Genomic DNA, 16,611 nt, shown 5'->3' with positions numbered 1-16,611 from the left:
CGCGTCAGCTCCGCCGGTAGAGGCGCTTGCGGCGCAGGTGATCGATCGCGACAGCGCCGATGAGGATCGCGCCGACGATGATGTTGTTGTAGTCCGGCGGCACCTGGGCGACGATCAGCGCATTGTCCACCGTGGACAACAGCAGGGCGCCGCACGCAACGCCGGTGATGCTGCCGAGGCCGCCGAAGAGACTGACACCGCCGATGAGTACGGCCGTCACGACGTTGAGCGTCGTCGTCGCACCGCCGGCCTGCACCTGCCCGGCACCGACCCGCGCGGTGTAGATGATCCCGGCCAGCGCGCCGGTGGTCCCGGCGATCGCATAGAGCGCGAGGTCGAGCCGCACGACGCGCAGGCCGTTCTGGATCGCGGCCTGGCGGTTGCCGCCGAGGGCCCTGATGTTCACCCCGAACCGGGTGCGCTCCAGCAGGAACCAGCAGATGACCCCGACGACGACGGCGTAGAGCACCACGCTGGGAATCCCCAGGACGTCGCCCTGTCCCAATTTCGTGAACGAGTCCGGCAGCGGCAACACGTCGTCGCCCTGCGACACCTCCGCGTTGAGTCCTAACAGGACGAAGAAGGTGCCGAGGGTCGCGATGATCGGCGGAACGTGCAGGTAGGTGATGATGAGGTGGTTGACGACCCCGAGCAGGGCACCGACCGCGAGACCGAACAGCACGGCCAGCGGCCACGGCACGTCGCGGACCAGCAGCAGGCTGGTGGTCAGGGCACCGAGCGTGAACACGCCGCCGACCGAGAAGTCGAGCCCGCCGCCGATGGTGAGCAGCGAGGCGCCGCAGGCCATTACGAAGTAGATGACCGAGCTGCGCAGCAGTTCGAGCACGTTGTCGCTGCTCAGGAACGCGTGGTTGCGAGTGAAGGCGACGAGGCCGATGACCACGATGACGAGGACGAGCGTGAACTCCTGCCGCAGGAGCACTCGCGACAGCAGGCCGCGGTGCACTTCCGGGGTCTGCGGGCCGGCGGCGACCGAGGATGGCTGGGTGACGGTCATGCCGCATCCTTCTGGACTGGGGTGGGACGCTCGTCGGCCGGGAACGCACCGGTGATGAGCCCGACGATTTCGGCGCGGGTGGTCTCTGCCGTTTTGCGGGTGCCGACGCTCACGCCCAGCCGCAGCACGGTGATCCGGTCGGCATGGGCGAAGACGAACTCGAGGTCGTGGCTGATGCAGACCACGGCCTTGCCGGCGGTACGCAGTTCCTCCATGATCGTCCCCACCCGCGCGGACTCCTGGACGCCGAGGGCCGCGGTCGGCTCGTCGAGCAGGATGAGCGGTTTGTCCATCCGGACGGCGCGCGCGATGGCGATGATCTGCCGCTGTCCGCCGGAGAGCAGCCCGACCGGCGTGTGCACGTCGCCGACGCGGACCTTCAGGTCGCTGAGCACCTTCGCGGCGTCGCGGGCCATCCGCTGCCGGTCCAGGACGATGCCCCAACGGCGGGGCAGGCTGCCGAGCGACAGGTTCTGGGCGATGTCGAGGCACTCGACCAGGGCGAGATCCTGGTAGACCACGGCGACACCGAGGTCCTGCACCGTCGTGGCGTTGTGCCGCAGGTCGACCGCCCGCCCGTTGACGGAGATCTCGCCCGCGTCGGCCTGGTGTATCCCCGTGACGATCTTGAGCATCGTCGACTTGCCGGCGCCGTTGTCGCCGACGATCGCGTGGATCTCACCGGGCCAGGCCGCGAAGTCGACATGCTCCAGGGCCTGGACCGATCCGAAGGTCTTCGAGATCCCGCGCAGTCGCAGGGCCGGGTCGCTCATCCCCAGCCCTGTCCGAGCAGCGTGGTGAGGTCTTCCTTGGTGCCGATGGTCTCCTTGGCGTCGATGTGCGCCGCGACCGTCTTGCCCTCGGCCTTGTCCGCCACCGCGTTCAGGACGGTTTTGCCTTCCTCGCACAGGCCCTGCAACCAGGCTCCGTAGGCGATGCCGTCCGCCACGGCCTCCTTGCCGCCGTTGTCGGCGCCCGACGCCACGAGGGCGACCCTGCCGACCAGGCTCCGCGCCTTGATCGCGGCCACCACACCGGGCGTCACCGAGCCCATGTGGCTCGCGATGACGTTGATCTCGGGATGCGCGGTCAGCAGCGCGTTGGCCTGGTCGAGCGCCTTCGCCGCGTCGTCGTTGGTGTAGACGGTCCCGACGACCTTGACGTTCGACGTGGCTTTGGCTGCCGCCGCGACTCCGTCCGCCCACTGCTTGGCCTGGCCGGTGTCGCTCTGCGCCATGAGGCCGAGGTTCTGCTGCCCGGGCCGCTTGGCGATCGCGTCGACATACATCTTGCCGAGGTCGGTGTAGTTGGGTCCGACCACGACGTCGCCGCCCTCGCCGTACAACGTGCCGGTAATGATTCCGGCTTTTTGTGCTTGTTGCAGGACCGGCGTGAATGCATCGCTGGCCGGGAAGGTGATGATGGCGCCCTTCTTGTTGGCGGTCGCCTGCTGGATCTGCTGGATCATCTTCGTGGCGTCGAGCGCGCCGCCGGTCGGGCCGCTCTCGGTGAAGTCGATCCCGCGGGCGCCGGCCGCTTCCTTCATGCAGTCGCCGATGGTGCGCCACGCCGGGTATTGCGGCAGCGGGTTGACGAACTCCGCCGATGTCAGCGGAGCACTCGTGGTCGCGGCCGTCGACGAGTCCGCGGGCGCCGCTTTTCCTTCATTGGGGTTCGCGGCACATGCCGTCAGGGCCGCCAGCGTCAACGCGCACGTCGCAAGGGGAAGAGCCCGGTTTCGTCTGGACATCGAAGATCCTCTCAGCCGCGCGTACGGCTAGGGATGGGGGTGTGAAGAAGTTGATCCGAGTCTCGCGATCGTGGGCGCGTAACAACATCGGAACCTGGCTGAAATCGCCGGCCTCAATTCCGCCAGATGGCGGAATGGCTCAACGGCAGTGCAGGCGCCAGAAGATCAGGGCCGTCCGGGCCCGGTAGCGCCCGACGGCGGTGGCGAGGCTGATGCCGAGCTGTCCGCTGAGCGCCTGCGCCCGGTAGTTGACGCTGCTGTGGTGCATGTGCGCGGCGGCGGCCGCCTCGCGCAGCGAACTCGACGCGCAGATGACGTCGAGGAGGTCGAGGTCTTCCTTGCCGCGTCGGCCGGCCGCGATCGACGCTACCGCCTGCACGTCGGCGAGTTTCCGGATCCCGTCGTGGTCGAGCCCGTCGAGGGCGAGCAGGCACCCGAGCTCAGCGGTGTCGATCAGCGCGGGCCAGGTCGACGACATGGCGGCGAACCGCAGGCCGCGGTGGGCGGCCCGCCACGAGGCGTCGGCCCGCTCCACCGGCACGACGGGCCCGATGCACCCGGTGGTGTCGGCCGGCAAGGTGATCGACGCGGGCAGCGCCGACCCGATGACCGCGGCGCTGGACCCGCTGAGGGCGGCGAGCACGACGAACCCGCTGAAGGCCGCCCGCAGCTCCGGCATCCGATCGGAGAGGTCGGCGCTGGCCACGGCGACGACCCTGACCTGCTGGCCGGCGCGAAACCCGAGCAGCCGGGCCGCGCGGCTGGCGTCGAGTTCGGAGATGCCGCCGCCGAGCAGGTATTGCACGATGGCCGGGTCGGCGGGCCCCGAGACGGGGCTGCGCTCAGGCGGCCGCCGCCTGGCGTGGGCGGCCGCGACCGCCAACGCCATCCGTTCCATGATGAGGTCGTCCCAGTCGCGTTCGGCGTCGCCTTCTGGGCGGGCGAGCCAGACCTGACCGATGACTTCATTGCCGTGTACCACGGGCCGGGAGATGGTCTTCGCGCCGACATCCTGGGCCGCCCGCCCGGCCGGTGTCATCGCGCAGGCGACATCGTGCAGGTCGTCTTCCGCGCCGGCGGTCGCCTCGGCCATCACTGCGGTGGCCCGGGTGACCGCCTCGATGTCGGCGTCGTGGCGGGTGAGCTGGTCGAAGAACTCGATGATGCGGAGGGCGCGCTCGGCCGCGGAGTCGATCGTCGACACCCATCTCAGCAGCCCTTGCACGCCGGAACTGTAGCCCCGCGATCTGTGCGCAGGAACCGCCGGATGGCGGACGGGGAGATCCGCTCAGCCCCGCATTTCACCCGTTGACACGCAGGTGGGCGGTCCAAGGCGAGGGCAGGGAGGTGCCTTGTATTTCCGGTATTTCCGGGCATCACGACCGTCCGGCCACGGTGCTCGCGGCGTCAGTCAGACACCGCCAGCGAGGGCTCGGTGGTGCGTTGCGAGGGCGTGGCAGGCACAGCAGGTGGCCGCCGCCGGATCAGGTAGATCGGCAGCACGGCCAGGGCGACCAGCAACCCGGCGGCACCGGTGGCCACGAACCCCCACCGCGGCGAGCTCATGTCGATGACCCACCCAGCCAGCGGCGCACCCAGTGCGAGCCCGACCGTGATGGCCGACCCGTGCAGACCCATAGCCTCGCCCCGCACCGACGGCGGAGCCAGATGGCTGACCGCGTCGGCCGCGGCCGCCAGCGCCGGCGCGCACAGCGCACCCGCCGGGATCAACGCCAGCGCGACCAGGAACCACTGCGGCCCGGCCAAGGCCACCAACAACGTCCCGAAGGCGAGCACGGCCAACAGCATCAGCGGCGACGGGACCCGCCGCAGCGAGCCGTAGACGAAACCGCCGATCAGCGAGTAGACGCCCCATAGGGCAAGCACCAGACCGGTCCAGCTCACTTGACCCGCCTCGCGGAGCACTGCCACCACCGTCACGTCGGTGCCGCCCAGCACCAGCGTCGTGGCCACCGCGATGGCCAGGATCGCCACCATGCGGGCCGAGAGCCACGACCGCCGCGACGGTGTCGGGCCGGTGAGAGCCGACTCCTCTGAAGCGGCCCGCACCGGTGGGTTGAAGATGAACAGGGCCGTGCCCGACAGCACCACGCCGGCGCCGACGGCGAACATCGTCGCGTGGGGGGAGACCGACGTGGCCAGCAGCACGGCCAGCGCCGGACCGACCATGAAGGACAACTCGACCGACATCGAGTCGAGGGCGTAGGCCGGGCGGCGGTGTTCCGCAGGCACCAGCGCGGCCAGGGACTGGCGGACGACCGAGAAGACCGGCAGCATCAGCACGCCGCTGACCAGGGCGAGCACCAGCAGCACCGGGTAGGGGAGTGAGCCGGCCACCGACCAGAAGACGCCCTCGGCGATCGTGCAGATCGCGAGCACCGGGCGCAGGCCGCGGCGGTCGACGAGGCGGCCCAGCAGCGGCGCGCCGATCGCGGCGCCGACCGTCGAGGCGGTGCCGACCAGGCCGGCGGCGAAGTAGCCGCGGTGTAGCTCGAAGACCACGTGCAGGGTCAGTGTCACCCCGGCCGCGACAGATGGGACGCGGGCCAGGATGGCGACGATGAGCAGCGGGCGGACCCCGGGCAGCCGGAGGACCGCCCGGTAGGGCGCCAGCCTCATGCGGAACGGACGATGGGCTTGCCGACGAGCGTGATGCCCGCCTCGCGCAACCGCTCGACGGCTTCTTCGGTGGTGTCGGGCAGGACGCCCGCCGTGAGGTCGAGCAGGACGGTGGTCTTGAAGCCCTGGCGGGCCGCGTCGAGGCTGGTCGCCTGGACGCAGTGGTCGGTGGTCAGGCCGACCACCTCGACTTCGTCGATGTCGTGGTCGCGCAGCCAGGTGGCCAGGCCGACGCCGTCTTCGGTGCGGCCCTCGAAGCCGCTGTAGGCCGCGGCGTGCTGGCCCTTGTGGAAGATCGCCTCGATCGCGCCGGTCTCGAGGTTGGGGTGGAAGTCGGAACCGGGCGTGCCGACCACGGTGTGTGCCGGCCACGTGGTGACGAAGTCGGGGTGCTCGCTGAAGTGGCCGCCCGGGTCGATGTGGAAGTCTTTGGTCGCCACGACGTGTGCCCAGCGGTCGCCCCGGCCGGCCAGCGCCGCCGTGATCCCGGAAGCCACATCGGCGCCGCCGGCGACGGGCAGCGAGCCGCCCTCGGCGAAGTCAATCTGCGTGTCGACGATGATCAAGGCGCGACTCATGTTCAAACCCTAACGCGCGGGTACGACAGTGACCGGCACTGCGGGATCGCCCGCCGACAGCTTGAGCCCCTCCCAGGGGATCGAGATCAATCCCTGCCGCAGGTGTTCCCGGGACTCGGTCAGCGACGGCAGGTCGACCGGCTCGCCGGCGGCCACGAACGGGCGTTGCAGGAGCCGGTCGCCGGTGCGGGGCTCGGGCGTTCCCTGCGAGACCACGATCTCCTCGGTCGCCGTGCCGGTCGGCTTGTGCCGGCGCACCGCGATCTTGCGGCCGCCCACGGTGGCCTTGTGTTCCGAGCGCTTCACCACCGGCCGGCCGTCGACCTCGACCAGCTTGTAGACCAGCCCCGCGGTCGGCGCGCCGGAACCGGTGACGACCGAGGTGCCGGCGCCGTAGATGTCGACCGGCTCGGCGGCCAGCGCCGCGATCGAGTATTCGTCGAGGTCGCCGGACACGATGATCTTGGTTTCGGTGGCGCCCAGCGAGTCGAGCAACTCGCGCGAGTGTTGGGCGAGCACCGACAGGTCGCCCGAGTCGATCCGGATCGCGCGCAACTCCGGGCCGGCCACCGCGATCGCGGTGCGGATGCCCTCCGCGATGTCATAGGTGTCGACGAGCAGCGTGGTGTTCTTGCCGAGTGTCGCGACCTGTGAGGCGAACGCGTTGGCCTCGCTGTCGTGCAGCAGCGTGAACGCGTGCGCGGCGGTGCCCGCGGTCGGGATGCCGTAGCGCATGCCGGCGGCCAGGTTGGAGGTGGAGGAGAAGCCGGCCAGGTAGGCGGCGCGGGTGGCGGCCACCGCGGCCTCCTCGTGCGCCCTCCGCGAGCCCATCTCGATCATGCCGCGGCCGCGGGCGGCGGTGACCATCCGGGCCGCGGCCGCCGCGATCGCGCTGTCGTGGTTGAGGACCGAGAGCACGAGCGTTTCCAGGAGTACGCACTCCGCGAACGTCCCGGAGACCGTCAGGATCGGGGAGCCGGGGAAGAACAGCTCGCCCTCGGCGTACCCCTCGATGTCGCCCTGGAAGCGGAAACCCGCCAGCCATTCGGCCGTCGTCGCGTCGACGATGCCGCGGTCGCGCAGGTAGCCGAGTTCGTCGTCGGTGAAGCGGAACTCGCGGAGCAGGTCGATCAACCGGCCCGTGCCGGCCACCACTCCATAGCGGCGGCCCGGCGGCAGCCGCCGCGCGAACACCTCGAAAACGGACTGCCGGTCGGCGGTGCCGTCCTTGAGCGCGGCACTGACCATCGTCAGCTCGTAGTGGTCGGTGAATAAGGCGGGGCGGCCCATGGTCATCCCCCCAGCCTAAGAGGCTGGCTGGGTCAGGCGTCGGGAACCATCCGCAAAGCGCCCCCGAGCTGGCCGCGGCCGGCGATGCCCAGTTTCGCGTACACCCGTTGCAGGTGGTTTTCGATCGTGCGGGTCGACAGGTAGAGCTGGGCGGCGATCTCCCGGCTGGAGACGCCGGACGCGGCGAGCCGGGCGATCTGGCGCTCGCGCTCGGTGAGGGCGGGCTTGGACAACCCGAGCGCGGGGGTACGCAGCATGTCGCAATGGGTCAGCAGCTCGTCGACCATGCGGGTGGCGGAGGCGGCATCGCCCGTGCGTGACTCGCGGAACCGGGCGGCCGCGCCGGTGGCGGCCTCGGCGGCGTAGACCCAGAGCCCTTTGACCCGGAAGAGGTCGGCGGCGATCAGCAGGTCTTTGCCGGACCGGCGGGCGTGTGCCTGCGCGTGAGTGGCCATGATTTCCGGCAGGTCGCCGTCGAGCGTGCCGGCCAGCTCGGTGAGGCGGTCGGCGACGGTCTGCGCCGGGTCATGCTCCTCGGGCCAGTTGATCCGCTCGGTCGCGCGGGCCAGCCGCACCAGGTCGTGCAGCGCGAGCACCTCGTGTCCGGCGAAGCCGTCGGCGCGCAGCCGCCAGACCAGCCGGCGCAGGATGTCGACCGCGCCCGGCACGTCGCCGGCGGCGGCCACCACGGCGGCCCGGGCCTGCTCGCGCCAGGGGTAGAGGATCGCCATGATCGGCGCCTGCACCTCGTCGGAGTCGTCCATCGCGCCACGGGCCTCGTCGACCTCGCCGCGCATCGCGTGTGCCTGCGCCCGCTCGGCATGGGCCAGGCCCGCGTAGATCCGGCTGGTCGCCAGCACCGCGCACGCCTGCACGCTGGTGCGCAGGGCCTCGGCGGACTGGCCGCGCAGCCGGGCGGCCTGGGCGCGCAGGATCGACAGGTAGCCCGAGCCGAGCCGGAAGTCGCCCGCGTCGGCCAGGTCGGCGAACTCGTCGGCGACGATCGCGTCGATGCCGGCCACGTCGCCGACCAGCGCCAGCCGGGTGCCGCGGGCCAGCTCGAGGGCGAGCTGGAGGTAGGGCATGTCGGCGCGCCACAACGGCGCGTCGGCCTGGACACTCGCGATGGCCCGCTCGCTGGCCCGCGACTCGCCCTGGGCGGCCTGTAGGTGGGCGATCGTGCACTGGGCCAGGCCGCGGGCGGCCACCGAGGCGGCCGGCCGGTCGAGGATGGAACGGGCGATCTTGAGCGCCGCGGCGCTTTCCAGCCGGTGCAGCCGCATGATCGCTTCGAACGAGCGGACCCGGCACTGGTCGGCCGGGTCGATCAGCGCCTTCGCGTCGACGGCCAGCTCGTCGGGGGTCGACTCGCGGCTGAGCCCCCAGTTGCTGACCAGGCCGCGGACCACCAGCCAGCGGGCCCGGCGGTCGTTGGAGGTGGCCTGCTTCTCGACCGCGTCGAGCACGGCGATCGCCTCTAGCGGCTGGTCGCTGAACATCAACATGGTCGAGAGCAGCTCGGCCGCGTCGAACCCGCCGCCGGCGTCGAGTGCGGCCCGGGCGAGCCGGGTGGCGAGCGGCACGTCGAAGCCGGCGAACGCCTGCGCGCCGGCCATCAGCAACTGCATCGGGTCTTGCGCGGTGCCCGAGTCGAGCCGCCAGACCGCGACCCGCAGCAGGTCGTCGCGGCGCCGGGCGCCGGCCGCCTGGACCAGGTCGGCGAGCTGCGCCTCGAGGCGGCGGGTGCGCACGGTCGGGCAGCGCCGGCGGACCACCTCGCCGTAGAGCGGGTGGTGCAGCCGGACGTTTTTGCGCCGGTCACTGTCGACCACCCGGATCAGCCCGCGCTCCTCGGCGACCTCGACGTCGGCCGGGTCGGTCGCCTTGATCAGCAGGTCGAAGCCGATCGGCTCACCGAACGCGGCCAGCTCGACGACCGTGCGGACGCCCGGGGTGAGCTCGCCGATGCGGGCGTCGATCAGGTCGGTCAGGCTCGGCGCCAGCTCGAGCTTGCCGGTCCACCGGTTGACGCCGAACTTGTTGGTGAACTCGCCGGCCTGCTTTGCGGCCAGGACCAGCTCGCGGAGGAACAGCGCGTTGCCCTCGGACAGCTTCCACAGCTTCTCGGCGCTGGCGTGGTCGACCGGGCCCTCGAGCATCTGGGTCAACAGACCACTCACGTCGTCGACCGACATCGGGTCGAGCTCGACCATCTCGACCAGGTCGTCGGTCCACAGTGCCGCGATCGGGTGTGGGAACTGCTCGCCGCTGCGCAGCGTGCCGAGCACCGTCGCGCCCTCGTCGCGGGCCATCAGGTAGACCAGCGCGGCCGACGACGGGTCGAGCAGGTGCGCGTCGTCGATCGCGAGCACGATCGGCCGGCCGGCGGCCTGCTGGTTGAGCGCCTCGACGGCCCAGCGCAACAGGGCGGCGGCGGTCAGGCCGGGCGGTTGGTCGGTGGGCAGCACCTGGGCCAGCCCGCCGAACGGCAACGAGGCGGTCGCGACGTTGGCCGAAGCCGTCCAGACCGCGAGTCGATCAGTGTCGAGAGCGGCCACGCCCTCGCGTAACAGGCGGCTCTTTCCGATGCCGGCACTGCCACCAAATATGAGTCCTCTTCCCCTTCCGCCCGAGGCGGTCGAGATGAGACGGTTGAGCTCTGCGGCACGGCCGACAAATCTCCACGGACCCATCACCGCAGCATATAGAGAGTAATGGCGATGGGTACTCCCCGTAACGGGTTGAAGTTGAGTAGCGCGCTAGGCCGGCATTGAGTAGTGGCGCACCTGTCATGTTAGGTGGCGGTTCGCATAGCGTTCCGGTGCTTGATGAAGTGCGGACGGTGATCGCCGCGCGCAGGTCAGATCAGGGAGGCGCAGGCATGGGCTCAGACACGCTCGATCGGCTGACCGGGGCAGACATCATCTCCCTGCCGCATCAGCGGCGGACCCCCAGCCGGCTGCGTGGTCCGGAGCTCGAGCCGATCCCCGACGAGCCGTTGGCGGTCGTCGCGCTCGGCGCCAAGGGCAGCGGCCGCAGCGAGGTCGTCGCCGCGCTGGTCGGGTCCGTCGGTCCGCTGCTCGACGTGCCGTCGGCGAGCTACCTGGTGGTCAACCACGGCCACGGCAAAGACGTCTGTTCCTACCTGCCCGGCGCCCGCAAGGCACACCCGTTCCGGGTCATCCCGCCGGCCGACGAGCCCGCCGCGGCCCGCCCGCCCCGCCGGGTGGAGCTCAGCCTGCCCGACCCGCTGCTGCGCCACTTCACCCTCGTCGACGCCCCCGACACCGAGACGCTCAACGTCGCCGGCGGCCGGGTGCTGCACGACGCCGTCGCCCGCGGCGGCGCGGTGATGTATGTGCTGAGTGCCGGCCAGCTACCCGGCCGCTTCGAGCTCGACATTCTCGGCGAGGTCGCGCAGACCAACGCCGCCGTCTTCTTCGTCGTGACGCCGCGCCCCGAGGGCGGCTGGTTCGCCGAGGCGCCGGCGCTGGCCACCAGCCACCTCGACCTGCTCGACCTCGGCGAGGTCGCGCCCGGCCTCGGCGACGACGACCCGGCCGCCGGCGCGGTCGAGGCGCAGCGGCTGGCGATCGCCACCGCGGTGCCGGCGCTGGCCGACGCGCCCTGGTTCGCCGTCGACCCGGGTGCCGGCGACACCGCGTTCCTGCGCCGCGCGCTCACCGAGTGGGCCGCCGAAGAGGGCATGGTCCGGGCCAGCGACAACCCGCCGGTGCCGCCCAACGCGATGCGCACCGTCCGGGTCGCCGAGGGCGCACACGAGTCCGACTGGGCCGAGCGACTAGAGAAGGCCGCGCGCGACGAGACCCACCTCGTCCGGCAGCGGCTCTCCATCGAGCTGGCCAACATCCACCTCCGCTGCGTGCAGGAGATCGTGTTCGGCAGCGGCCCGGCCGGCCTGCCCGAGACGCTCGACCGCGAGATGCACGCGCTCTCTCTGCGGGCGGTGGCCGAGTGCGACGCGGCCGTCGACCGCCTACTAGCCGGGGCCGCCACCCAGGTCCTGGGCGCCACGCCCGACGAGGGCATCCGGCGCCGGGTGGCGGCAGGCGTGCGGCGCGGCCTCGCCGACGACCGCAACGCCCGTGACCTCGACAAGGTCCTCCTGATCACCAGCACCGCCGGCGTGGCGACGGTGGCCGGCGCCGGTGCGGTCGCGGGGCTCGCCGCCTACGCGGTCGAGCCGGGCCGCACGATCCTCCCGTCGGTCGGCGTCGGGCTGGCCGGTGGCTGCTACGGCCAGTGGCGCCTCGCCGGGTCCGCCGACACCAACCGGGCCCGCTCGTGGGCACAACGGTCGATCCGCAGTGTCGAGCTCGAGCTGCTCCGCGAGATCTCCCGCCGGCTCGACGCGACCCACAAGGCCCTGGCCGGGGTGCTGGCCGAAGCCGTCGATCACGGGATCCTCCTCGCCTGATCGGCGCCCACGACAGATGAGCGCTAGTGAGGCGCATGTGGCGGTCGTCGGCGCATCGAAATGCTCGTACGATGGCGGTGTGGCAGCCCCGCAGACGACCCCCGTGCAGTCGCCGGACGTCGAGACCCTGCCGGCGACGGACCGTCCCTGGATCACTGTCGTCCACGACGATCCGGTCAACTTGATGACCTATGTGACCTGGGTCTTCCAGAAGCAGTTCGGCTACGACCATGACAAGGCCCAGGCGCTGATGCTCGACGTGCACAACAAAGGCCGCGCGGCGGTTTCCGCGGGCGCTCGCGAGCGGATGGAATATGACGCTTCGTGCCTGCATGGCTACGGCCTATGGGCGACGGTCGAGCAGAACTGACCCATGTTTCGCCGCTATGGAGAGCACTGTGTCGCGACCTTCGCGCCCGACGAGGTTCGGGTGCTGCGCAAGGTCGCGACCGAGGTCGTCGGTCTGCTGACCGACGGCTTCGACCTGAAGGACCCGGTCGTCGACCGGCTCTTCCCCGACATCTACCCGACCAACGCCGAAGAGTCGGCCGAGTTCCGCCGGTTCACCGAGGGCGACCTCAAGACCGGCAAGATCGACCAGGCCGGCGCCATCCTGGCCGCGCTGCCCGCCAGCACCGGCGGCGAGGTCCGCCTCGACGTGGAGTCGGCCGAGGCCTGGCTGCGGGCGCTCAACGACGCCCGGCTGGCGATGGGCGTGCGGCTCGACATCAGCGTCGACACCGACCTGGGTGAGGAACTCGACGACGCCGTGCTGAGCGACCCCTCCTCGTCGCGGGTCTTCCAGCTCTCGGTCTACGCCTACCTCGGCTATCTCCAGGAGTCGTTGCTCACCGCGTTGACGGAGTGACGCGTGACCGCTGCCACGTCCCGGCGCATGCGCCCCAGACGGTAAGCTTGTCGAGTGCTGAGCATCGACCGGTCGATCATCGACGCGATCATCGCGCACGCACGCCGCGACCATCCCGACGAGGCGTGCGGCGTCGTCGCGGGCCCGGTCGGCAGCGACACCCCGGTGCGCCACATCCCGATGGACAATGCCGCCCGGTCGATGACCTTCTATGAGTTCGACTCGATGGAGCAGCTCAGGGTCTGGCGCGAGATGGACGACCGCGACGAGGAGCCGGTGGTCATCTACCACTCGCACACCGCGACCGAGGCCTACCCGTCGCGCACCGACGTCTCCTTCGCCGGCGAGCCCGGCGCCCACTACCTGCTGGTGTCGACCCGCGAGCCCGACGGCGAGGAGATCCGCTCCTACCGCATCGTCGACGGCGTCGTAACCGAGGAGCCGGTCCAGATCGTTGAGCCCAACGTGGACCCGCACGCCGTTCAGTCATACATGTTCGGGCAGAGCCCGACGACGGTCGACTACGAGTGTTCGCCCGGCCGCTGACCCCCGCTGCCGTCCAACACCCGTTCCCAATCCCGACCGCCGTTCTTCCCAGGAGCAAATGATCATGGCTATCGAGGTCCGCATCCCCACCATCCTGCGCACCTACACCGGCGGCGCGAAGACCGTCGAGGGCGCCGGTGACACGCTCGCCGCGCTGCTCGCCGATCTCGACAGCCGGCACTCCGGCCTGCGCGGCCGGCTGATCACCGACCAGGGCGGGCTGCACCGCTTCGTCAACATCTACGTCAACGACGAAGACGTCCGCTTCCTCGGCTCGCTCGACGCCAAGCTGTCCGACGGCGACAACGTGACGATCCTGCCGGCCGTCGCCGGTGGCGCGTTCGGCTTCGCCGCCGCGGCAGCGATGCTCGGCCGCTCCACGTCGCGTTGAGGGGGCGCCGCCATGTCGCGGTATGACAGCCTGCTCGAAGCCGCCGGCGACACCCCGCTGGTCGGCCTGCCCCGACTGTCGCCGTCGGTGCCCGAAGGGGCACCGCCGGTGCGGCTGTGGGCCAAACTCGAGGATCGCAACCCGACCGGGAGCATCAAGGACCGGGCGGCGCTGTTCATGGTCCGCGAGGCCGAACGCGCCGGCCGGCTCCGCCCGGGCGACACGATCCTGGAGCCGACCAGCGGCAACACCGGCATCTCGCTGGCCATGGTCGCCAAGCTGCGCGGCTACCGGCTGGTCTGCGTGATGCCGGAGAACGTCTCCACCGAGCGCACCCAGTTGCTCCGGATGTATGGCGCGGAGATCATCTTCTCGCCGGCCGCGGGCGGCTCCAACCAGGCGGTGGCGACGGCCAAGCAGATCGCGGCCGAGCACCCCGACTGGGTGATGCTCTTCCAATACGGCAACCCCGACAACGCCCGGGCCCACTACGAGACCACGGGCCCGGAGCTGCTGCGCGACCTGCCGACGATCACCCACTTCGTCGCCGGTCTCGGCACCACCGGCACGCTCATGGGCACGGGCCGCTATCTGCGCGAGAAGGTGCCCGGCATCGAGATCATCGCTGCTGAGCCACGTTATGGCGAGGTCGTCTACGGGCTCCGCAACATCGACGAGGGCTACGTTCCCGAGCTCTACGACGCCTCGGTGCTGACCCGGCGCTTCTCGGTCGGCACCCGCGATGCCGTGCTGCGTACCCGACAGCTTGTCGAGGTCGAAGGCATTTTCGCCGGTTTCTCCAGCGGCGCGATCCTGCACGCCGCGCTGGCCGTCGCGCACCAGGCGGTCAAGGACGGCATCCGGGCCGACGTCGCGTTCGTCGTGGCCGACGGCGGCTGGAAATACCTGTCGACGGGCGCCTACGGCGGCACCCTCGCCGAAGCGGAAGAAGCCCTCGACGGGCAGCTCTGGGCATAGCCGAATAGCAATTCCCGCGCATCCACAAAGGCAATCCGCCTAGGTGGATGCGCGGGATTTTCGCGTTATAGGGCGATGATCGTCAGGGCGATGCTGACGGCCAGTGGAATGGTGGCGAAAGCCAGCATCAGCCAGGGTGCGTAGCGGCGTTGGATGGTGACGAACGCGGCCACCGTCAGCAGCACGCCGAGCAGGCCGGCGCCGATCAGGGCCGGTTGATACCAGGCCGGTGCGAGGCCGCCGATGATCGCCGCCAGGCCGCGGATGCCGACGCCGACGCCGGCCAGGGCCAGCGCGGTGCCCCAGGCCACGATGCCGAGCATGTGGCTGCCCTCGGGGGTGGGGCGGGCGTCCGAGTGGACCAGGTCGCCGAGGCGGAAGATGCCGGTCTGCGCCGCCGCCGCGTGCTTGGCCTTGTTGATGCTGAGCCGGGTCGGCAGACGTTCGGCGCTGACGTCGCCGGGGCTGGCCGGCCGTTCGAGGTCGATACCGTCGGCCGGGCCGGGCGCGGTGCCGGTTACAACCGCGATGCCGTCGGCCGGGGCGGGCGCGGTGCCGGTTACGACCGCGATGCCGTCGGCCGGGGCGGGCGCGGTGCCGGTTGCGACCGCGATGCCGCCTCCGGTCGTGTTTGCGCCACCAGGTCCGGTGCCGTCGCCAGCGACGCCACCGCTGTCACCGTCAAATCCGGAGCCAGTTCCGCCGTCGACAGCGCCACCGCCACCGGTTCCCTCGCTGGCCGGCGTGCGATCGGGTGCGTGCGCCGGTGCAGCCGTCTCCGGGCCGGCCATCGTGTCGAGGCCGGTGATCACCGGGGTGTCGGGGGTCGCGGTGCTGCGTTCGGTCGTACCCGTGCTGGTCTGGTTCGGGGCCGGGTTTGGTCCGGCCGGCGGGACGATTGGCAGGATCCGGACACTGTCGTCCGCCGCCGGGTCGGCGATCAGGCCGGTGCCACCCGCGAGGTCAAAGTCCTTCGCGTGTCGAGGTGCCGCCGACTCTGTCGTAGTCGTGTCTGATTTGTCGGTCGAAGGGGTCTCTGCCTGGCTCGACACACGTCACCGTCCCGCGCCTCCGTCGGCCCGTCGCCTTCCGACGGGCCCGCCACGAGTTCAACGTCAAAATGTGACTACGCGTAACGGCATGATCTCCAACCGCGATCATCCAGAAATGGTGGAAAGGTCCCGACGCTGCGGTGTCGCCTTCGCGACAAGTTCGATCAGATCTTTCATCCGGCTCCGGGCCACGGCGTAGGCTGCGCAGCGTGACAATCTCGTCGACCCCGATCTTGCGCCTCCGAACGGTCGGCGGGCCTGTCCAGCACGTCCCGGGAACGTCCGGATGCGCCTGACGGTTCTCGGCTGTGCCGGCAGTTTTCCCGGCCCCGAGTCGGCCTGTTCCGCATACCTGGTCGAGACCGATGACTTCCGTCTTCTGCTCGACTTCGGCACCGGATCGCTTTCCGCGTTGCAGCGCTATTCGAGCCTGCACGGCATCGACGCGATCCTGCTGACGCATCTGCATTGCGACCACATGTCCGACGCGTGCGACTACATCGTGGTCCGGCGTTATGCGCCGGAAGGCGCCTACCCGCCCATCCCGGTCTACGCGCCGGCTGGTGCGCCGGCCCGGATCGCCGCCGGCTACAACAACGAGCGGCAGGACGACCCGCTCGACGACGTCTACACGTTCTACGGGCTCCAGCCGGGCTCGTTCCCGATCGGCCCGTTCCAGGTCGTCGTCGACCGCGTCAACCACCCGGTCGAGACCTATGCCGTGCGGATCGAGCACCAGGGCCGGGTGCTCACCTACTCGTCCGACAGCGCGCCCTGCGAGCCGCTGCTGCGCCTGGCGCACGGCGCCGACGCGTTCCTGTGCGAGGCGAGCTACCTCGACGGCGCCGACAACCCGCCCGACATCCACCTGACCGGTGGCGAGGCGGGCGAGATCGCAACCAAGGCCGGCGTCGGCCGGCTGCTGCTGACCCACCTGGTCACCGCGTGGGGCAGTGAGGCATTGACCTACGACGCCGCCTCGGCGCGCTTCGCGGGGCCGGTGGAGATCGTCCGGCCCGGCGCCCGCTACGAGATCTGACCCTTCAGTCACTGTTTGCCGGC

Annotated in this window: 16 protein-coding genes; 7 read left to right on the top strand and 9 right to left on the bottom strand. The window is 70.8% G+C overall.

What is annotated here, in order from left to right; genetic code table 11:
* Positions 1-4: 4 nt before the first annotated feature.
* The 8 genes from DFJ67_RS03950 to DFJ67_RS03915 form a co-directional block, all read right to left on the bottom strand.
* Positions 5-1,018 carry an ABC transporter permease gene (locus DFJ67_RS03950; RefSeq protein WP_116066615.1) on the bottom strand — a complete coding sequence of 338 codons (1,014 nt, stop codon included), beginning with the start codon at positions 1,016-1,018 and terminating at the stop codon, positions 5-7.
* Positions 1,015-1,791 (bottom strand): ATP-binding cassette domain-containing protein, encoded by a 777-nt coding sequence (locus tag DFJ67_RS03945; RefSeq protein ID WP_116066614.1) that lies wholly within the window; start codon positions 1,789-1,791, stop codon positions 1,015-1,017. The genes DFJ67_RS03950 and DFJ67_RS03945 overlap by 4 nt, the downstream gene beginning before the upstream one ends.
* Positions 1,788-2,768, bottom strand: coding sequence for a sugar ABC transporter substrate-binding protein (locus DFJ67_RS03940; protein ID WP_116066613.1), 981 nt, complete (start codon positions 2,766-2,768; stop codon positions 1,788-1,790). Before DFJ67_RS03940 ends, DFJ67_RS03945 begins: the two co-directional genes overlap by 4 nt.
* Before the next feature lie 139 nt (positions 2,769-2,907).
* Positions 2,908-3,993 (bottom strand): hypothetical protein, encoded by a 1,086-nt coding sequence (locus tag DFJ67_RS03935; protein ID WP_116066612.1) that lies wholly within the window; start codon positions 3,991-3,993, stop codon positions 2,908-2,910.
* Between the two features lie 182 nt (positions 3,994-4,175).
* Entirely contained in the window at positions 4,176-5,408 is a 1,233-nt protein-coding gene (locus tag DFJ67_RS03930; protein WP_116066611.1) for an MFS transporter, read from the bottom strand.
* Complete coding sequence (locus DFJ67_RS03925) at positions 5,405-5,986, bottom strand: isochorismatase family protein (protein WP_116066610.1); 582 nt, start codon at positions 5,984-5,986, stop codon at positions 5,405-5,407. The genes DFJ67_RS03930 and DFJ67_RS03925 overlap by 4 nt, the downstream gene beginning before the upstream one ends.
* Before the next feature lie 9 nt (positions 5,987-5,995).
* Positions 5,996-7,282 carry a nicotinate phosphoribosyltransferase gene (locus tag DFJ67_RS03920; RefSeq protein ID WP_116066609.1) on the bottom strand — a complete coding sequence of 429 codons (1,287 nt, stop codon included), beginning with the start codon at positions 7,280-7,282 and terminating at the stop codon, positions 5,996-5,998.
* Positions 7,283-7,308: 26 nt separating this feature from the next.
* Complete coding sequence (locus DFJ67_RS03915; protein ID WP_116066608.1) at positions 7,309-9,969, bottom strand: LuxR C-terminal-related transcriptional regulator; 2,661 nt, start codon at positions 9,967-9,969, stop codon at positions 7,309-7,311.
* Positions 9,970-10,157: 188 nt separating this feature from the next.
* Here DFJ67_RS03915 and DFJ67_RS03910 point away from each other — a divergent pair, with 188 nt between their 5' ends.
* The 6 genes from DFJ67_RS03910 to DFJ67_RS03885 all read left to right on the top strand — a co-directional run bounded on the left by DFJ67_RS03910 (position 10,158) and on the right by DFJ67_RS03885 (position 14,497).
* The gene (locus DFJ67_RS03910; protein ID WP_116066607.1) at positions 10,158-11,714 is read left to right on the top strand and encodes a hypothetical protein; all 1,557 of its coding nucleotides are present in this window, start codon (positions 10,158-10,160) and stop codon (positions 11,712-11,714) included.
* A 79-nt stretch (positions 11,715-11,793) separates the two neighbouring features.
* Positions 11,794-12,084, top strand: coding sequence for an ATP-dependent Clp protease adapter ClpS (clpS, locus tag DFJ67_RS03905; RefSeq protein WP_116066606.1), 291 nt, complete (start codon positions 11,794-11,796; stop codon positions 12,082-12,084).
* 3 nt (positions 12,085-12,087) lie between these two features.
* Positions 12,088-12,582, top strand: a complete 495-nt coding sequence (locus DFJ67_RS03900) for a DUF2017 domain-containing protein (protein ID WP_116066605.1) — start codon at positions 12,088-12,090, stop codon at positions 12,580-12,582.
* A 54-nt stretch (positions 12,583-12,636) separates the two neighbouring features.
* Positions 12,637-13,128, top strand: coding sequence for a M67 family metallopeptidase (locus DFJ67_RS03895; RefSeq protein ID WP_116066604.1), 492 nt, complete (start codon positions 12,637-12,639; stop codon positions 13,126-13,128).
* A 64-nt stretch (positions 13,129-13,192) separates the two neighbouring features.
* A complete protein-coding gene (locus DFJ67_RS03890; protein ID WP_116075594.1) occupies positions 13,193-13,519 on the top strand; it encodes a MoaD/ThiS family protein in 327 nt (108 codons plus the stop codon).
* A gap of 12 nt (positions 13,520-13,531) precedes the next feature.
* Positions 13,532-14,497, top strand: coding sequence for a PLP-dependent cysteine synthase family protein (locus DFJ67_RS03885; protein WP_116066603.1), 966 nt, complete (start codon positions 13,532-13,534; stop codon positions 14,495-14,497).
* A 65-nt stretch (positions 14,498-14,562) separates the two neighbouring features.
* Here DFJ67_RS03885 and DFJ67_RS42530 read toward each other — a convergent pair whose 3' ends face one another.
* Positions 14,563-15,549, bottom strand: a complete 987-nt coding sequence (locus tag DFJ67_RS42530; RefSeq protein ID WP_170215736.1) for a hypothetical protein — start codon at positions 15,547-15,549, stop codon at positions 14,563-14,565.
* Between the two features lie 286 nt (positions 15,550-15,835).
* On the opposite strand from DFJ67_RS42530, the gene DFJ67_RS03870 reads away from it, so the two are divergent.
* On the top strand, positions 15,836-16,588 hold the full coding sequence (locus tag DFJ67_RS03870; RefSeq protein WP_116066600.1) for an MBL fold metallo-hydrolase: 753 nt from the start codon (positions 15,836-15,838) through the stop codon (positions 16,586-16,588).
* Positions 16,589-16,611 lie beyond the last annotated feature (23 nt).

The sequence above is a fragment of the Asanoa ferruginea genome, assembly GCF_003387075.1.
GTDB classification, from domain to species: Bacteria; Actinomycetota; Actinomycetes; order Mycobacteriales; family Micromonosporaceae; genus Asanoa; species Asanoa ferruginea.
The sequence above is the reverse complement of the archived record's forward strand: the minus strand, read 5'-3'. Positions and strand labels throughout refer to the sequence as shown.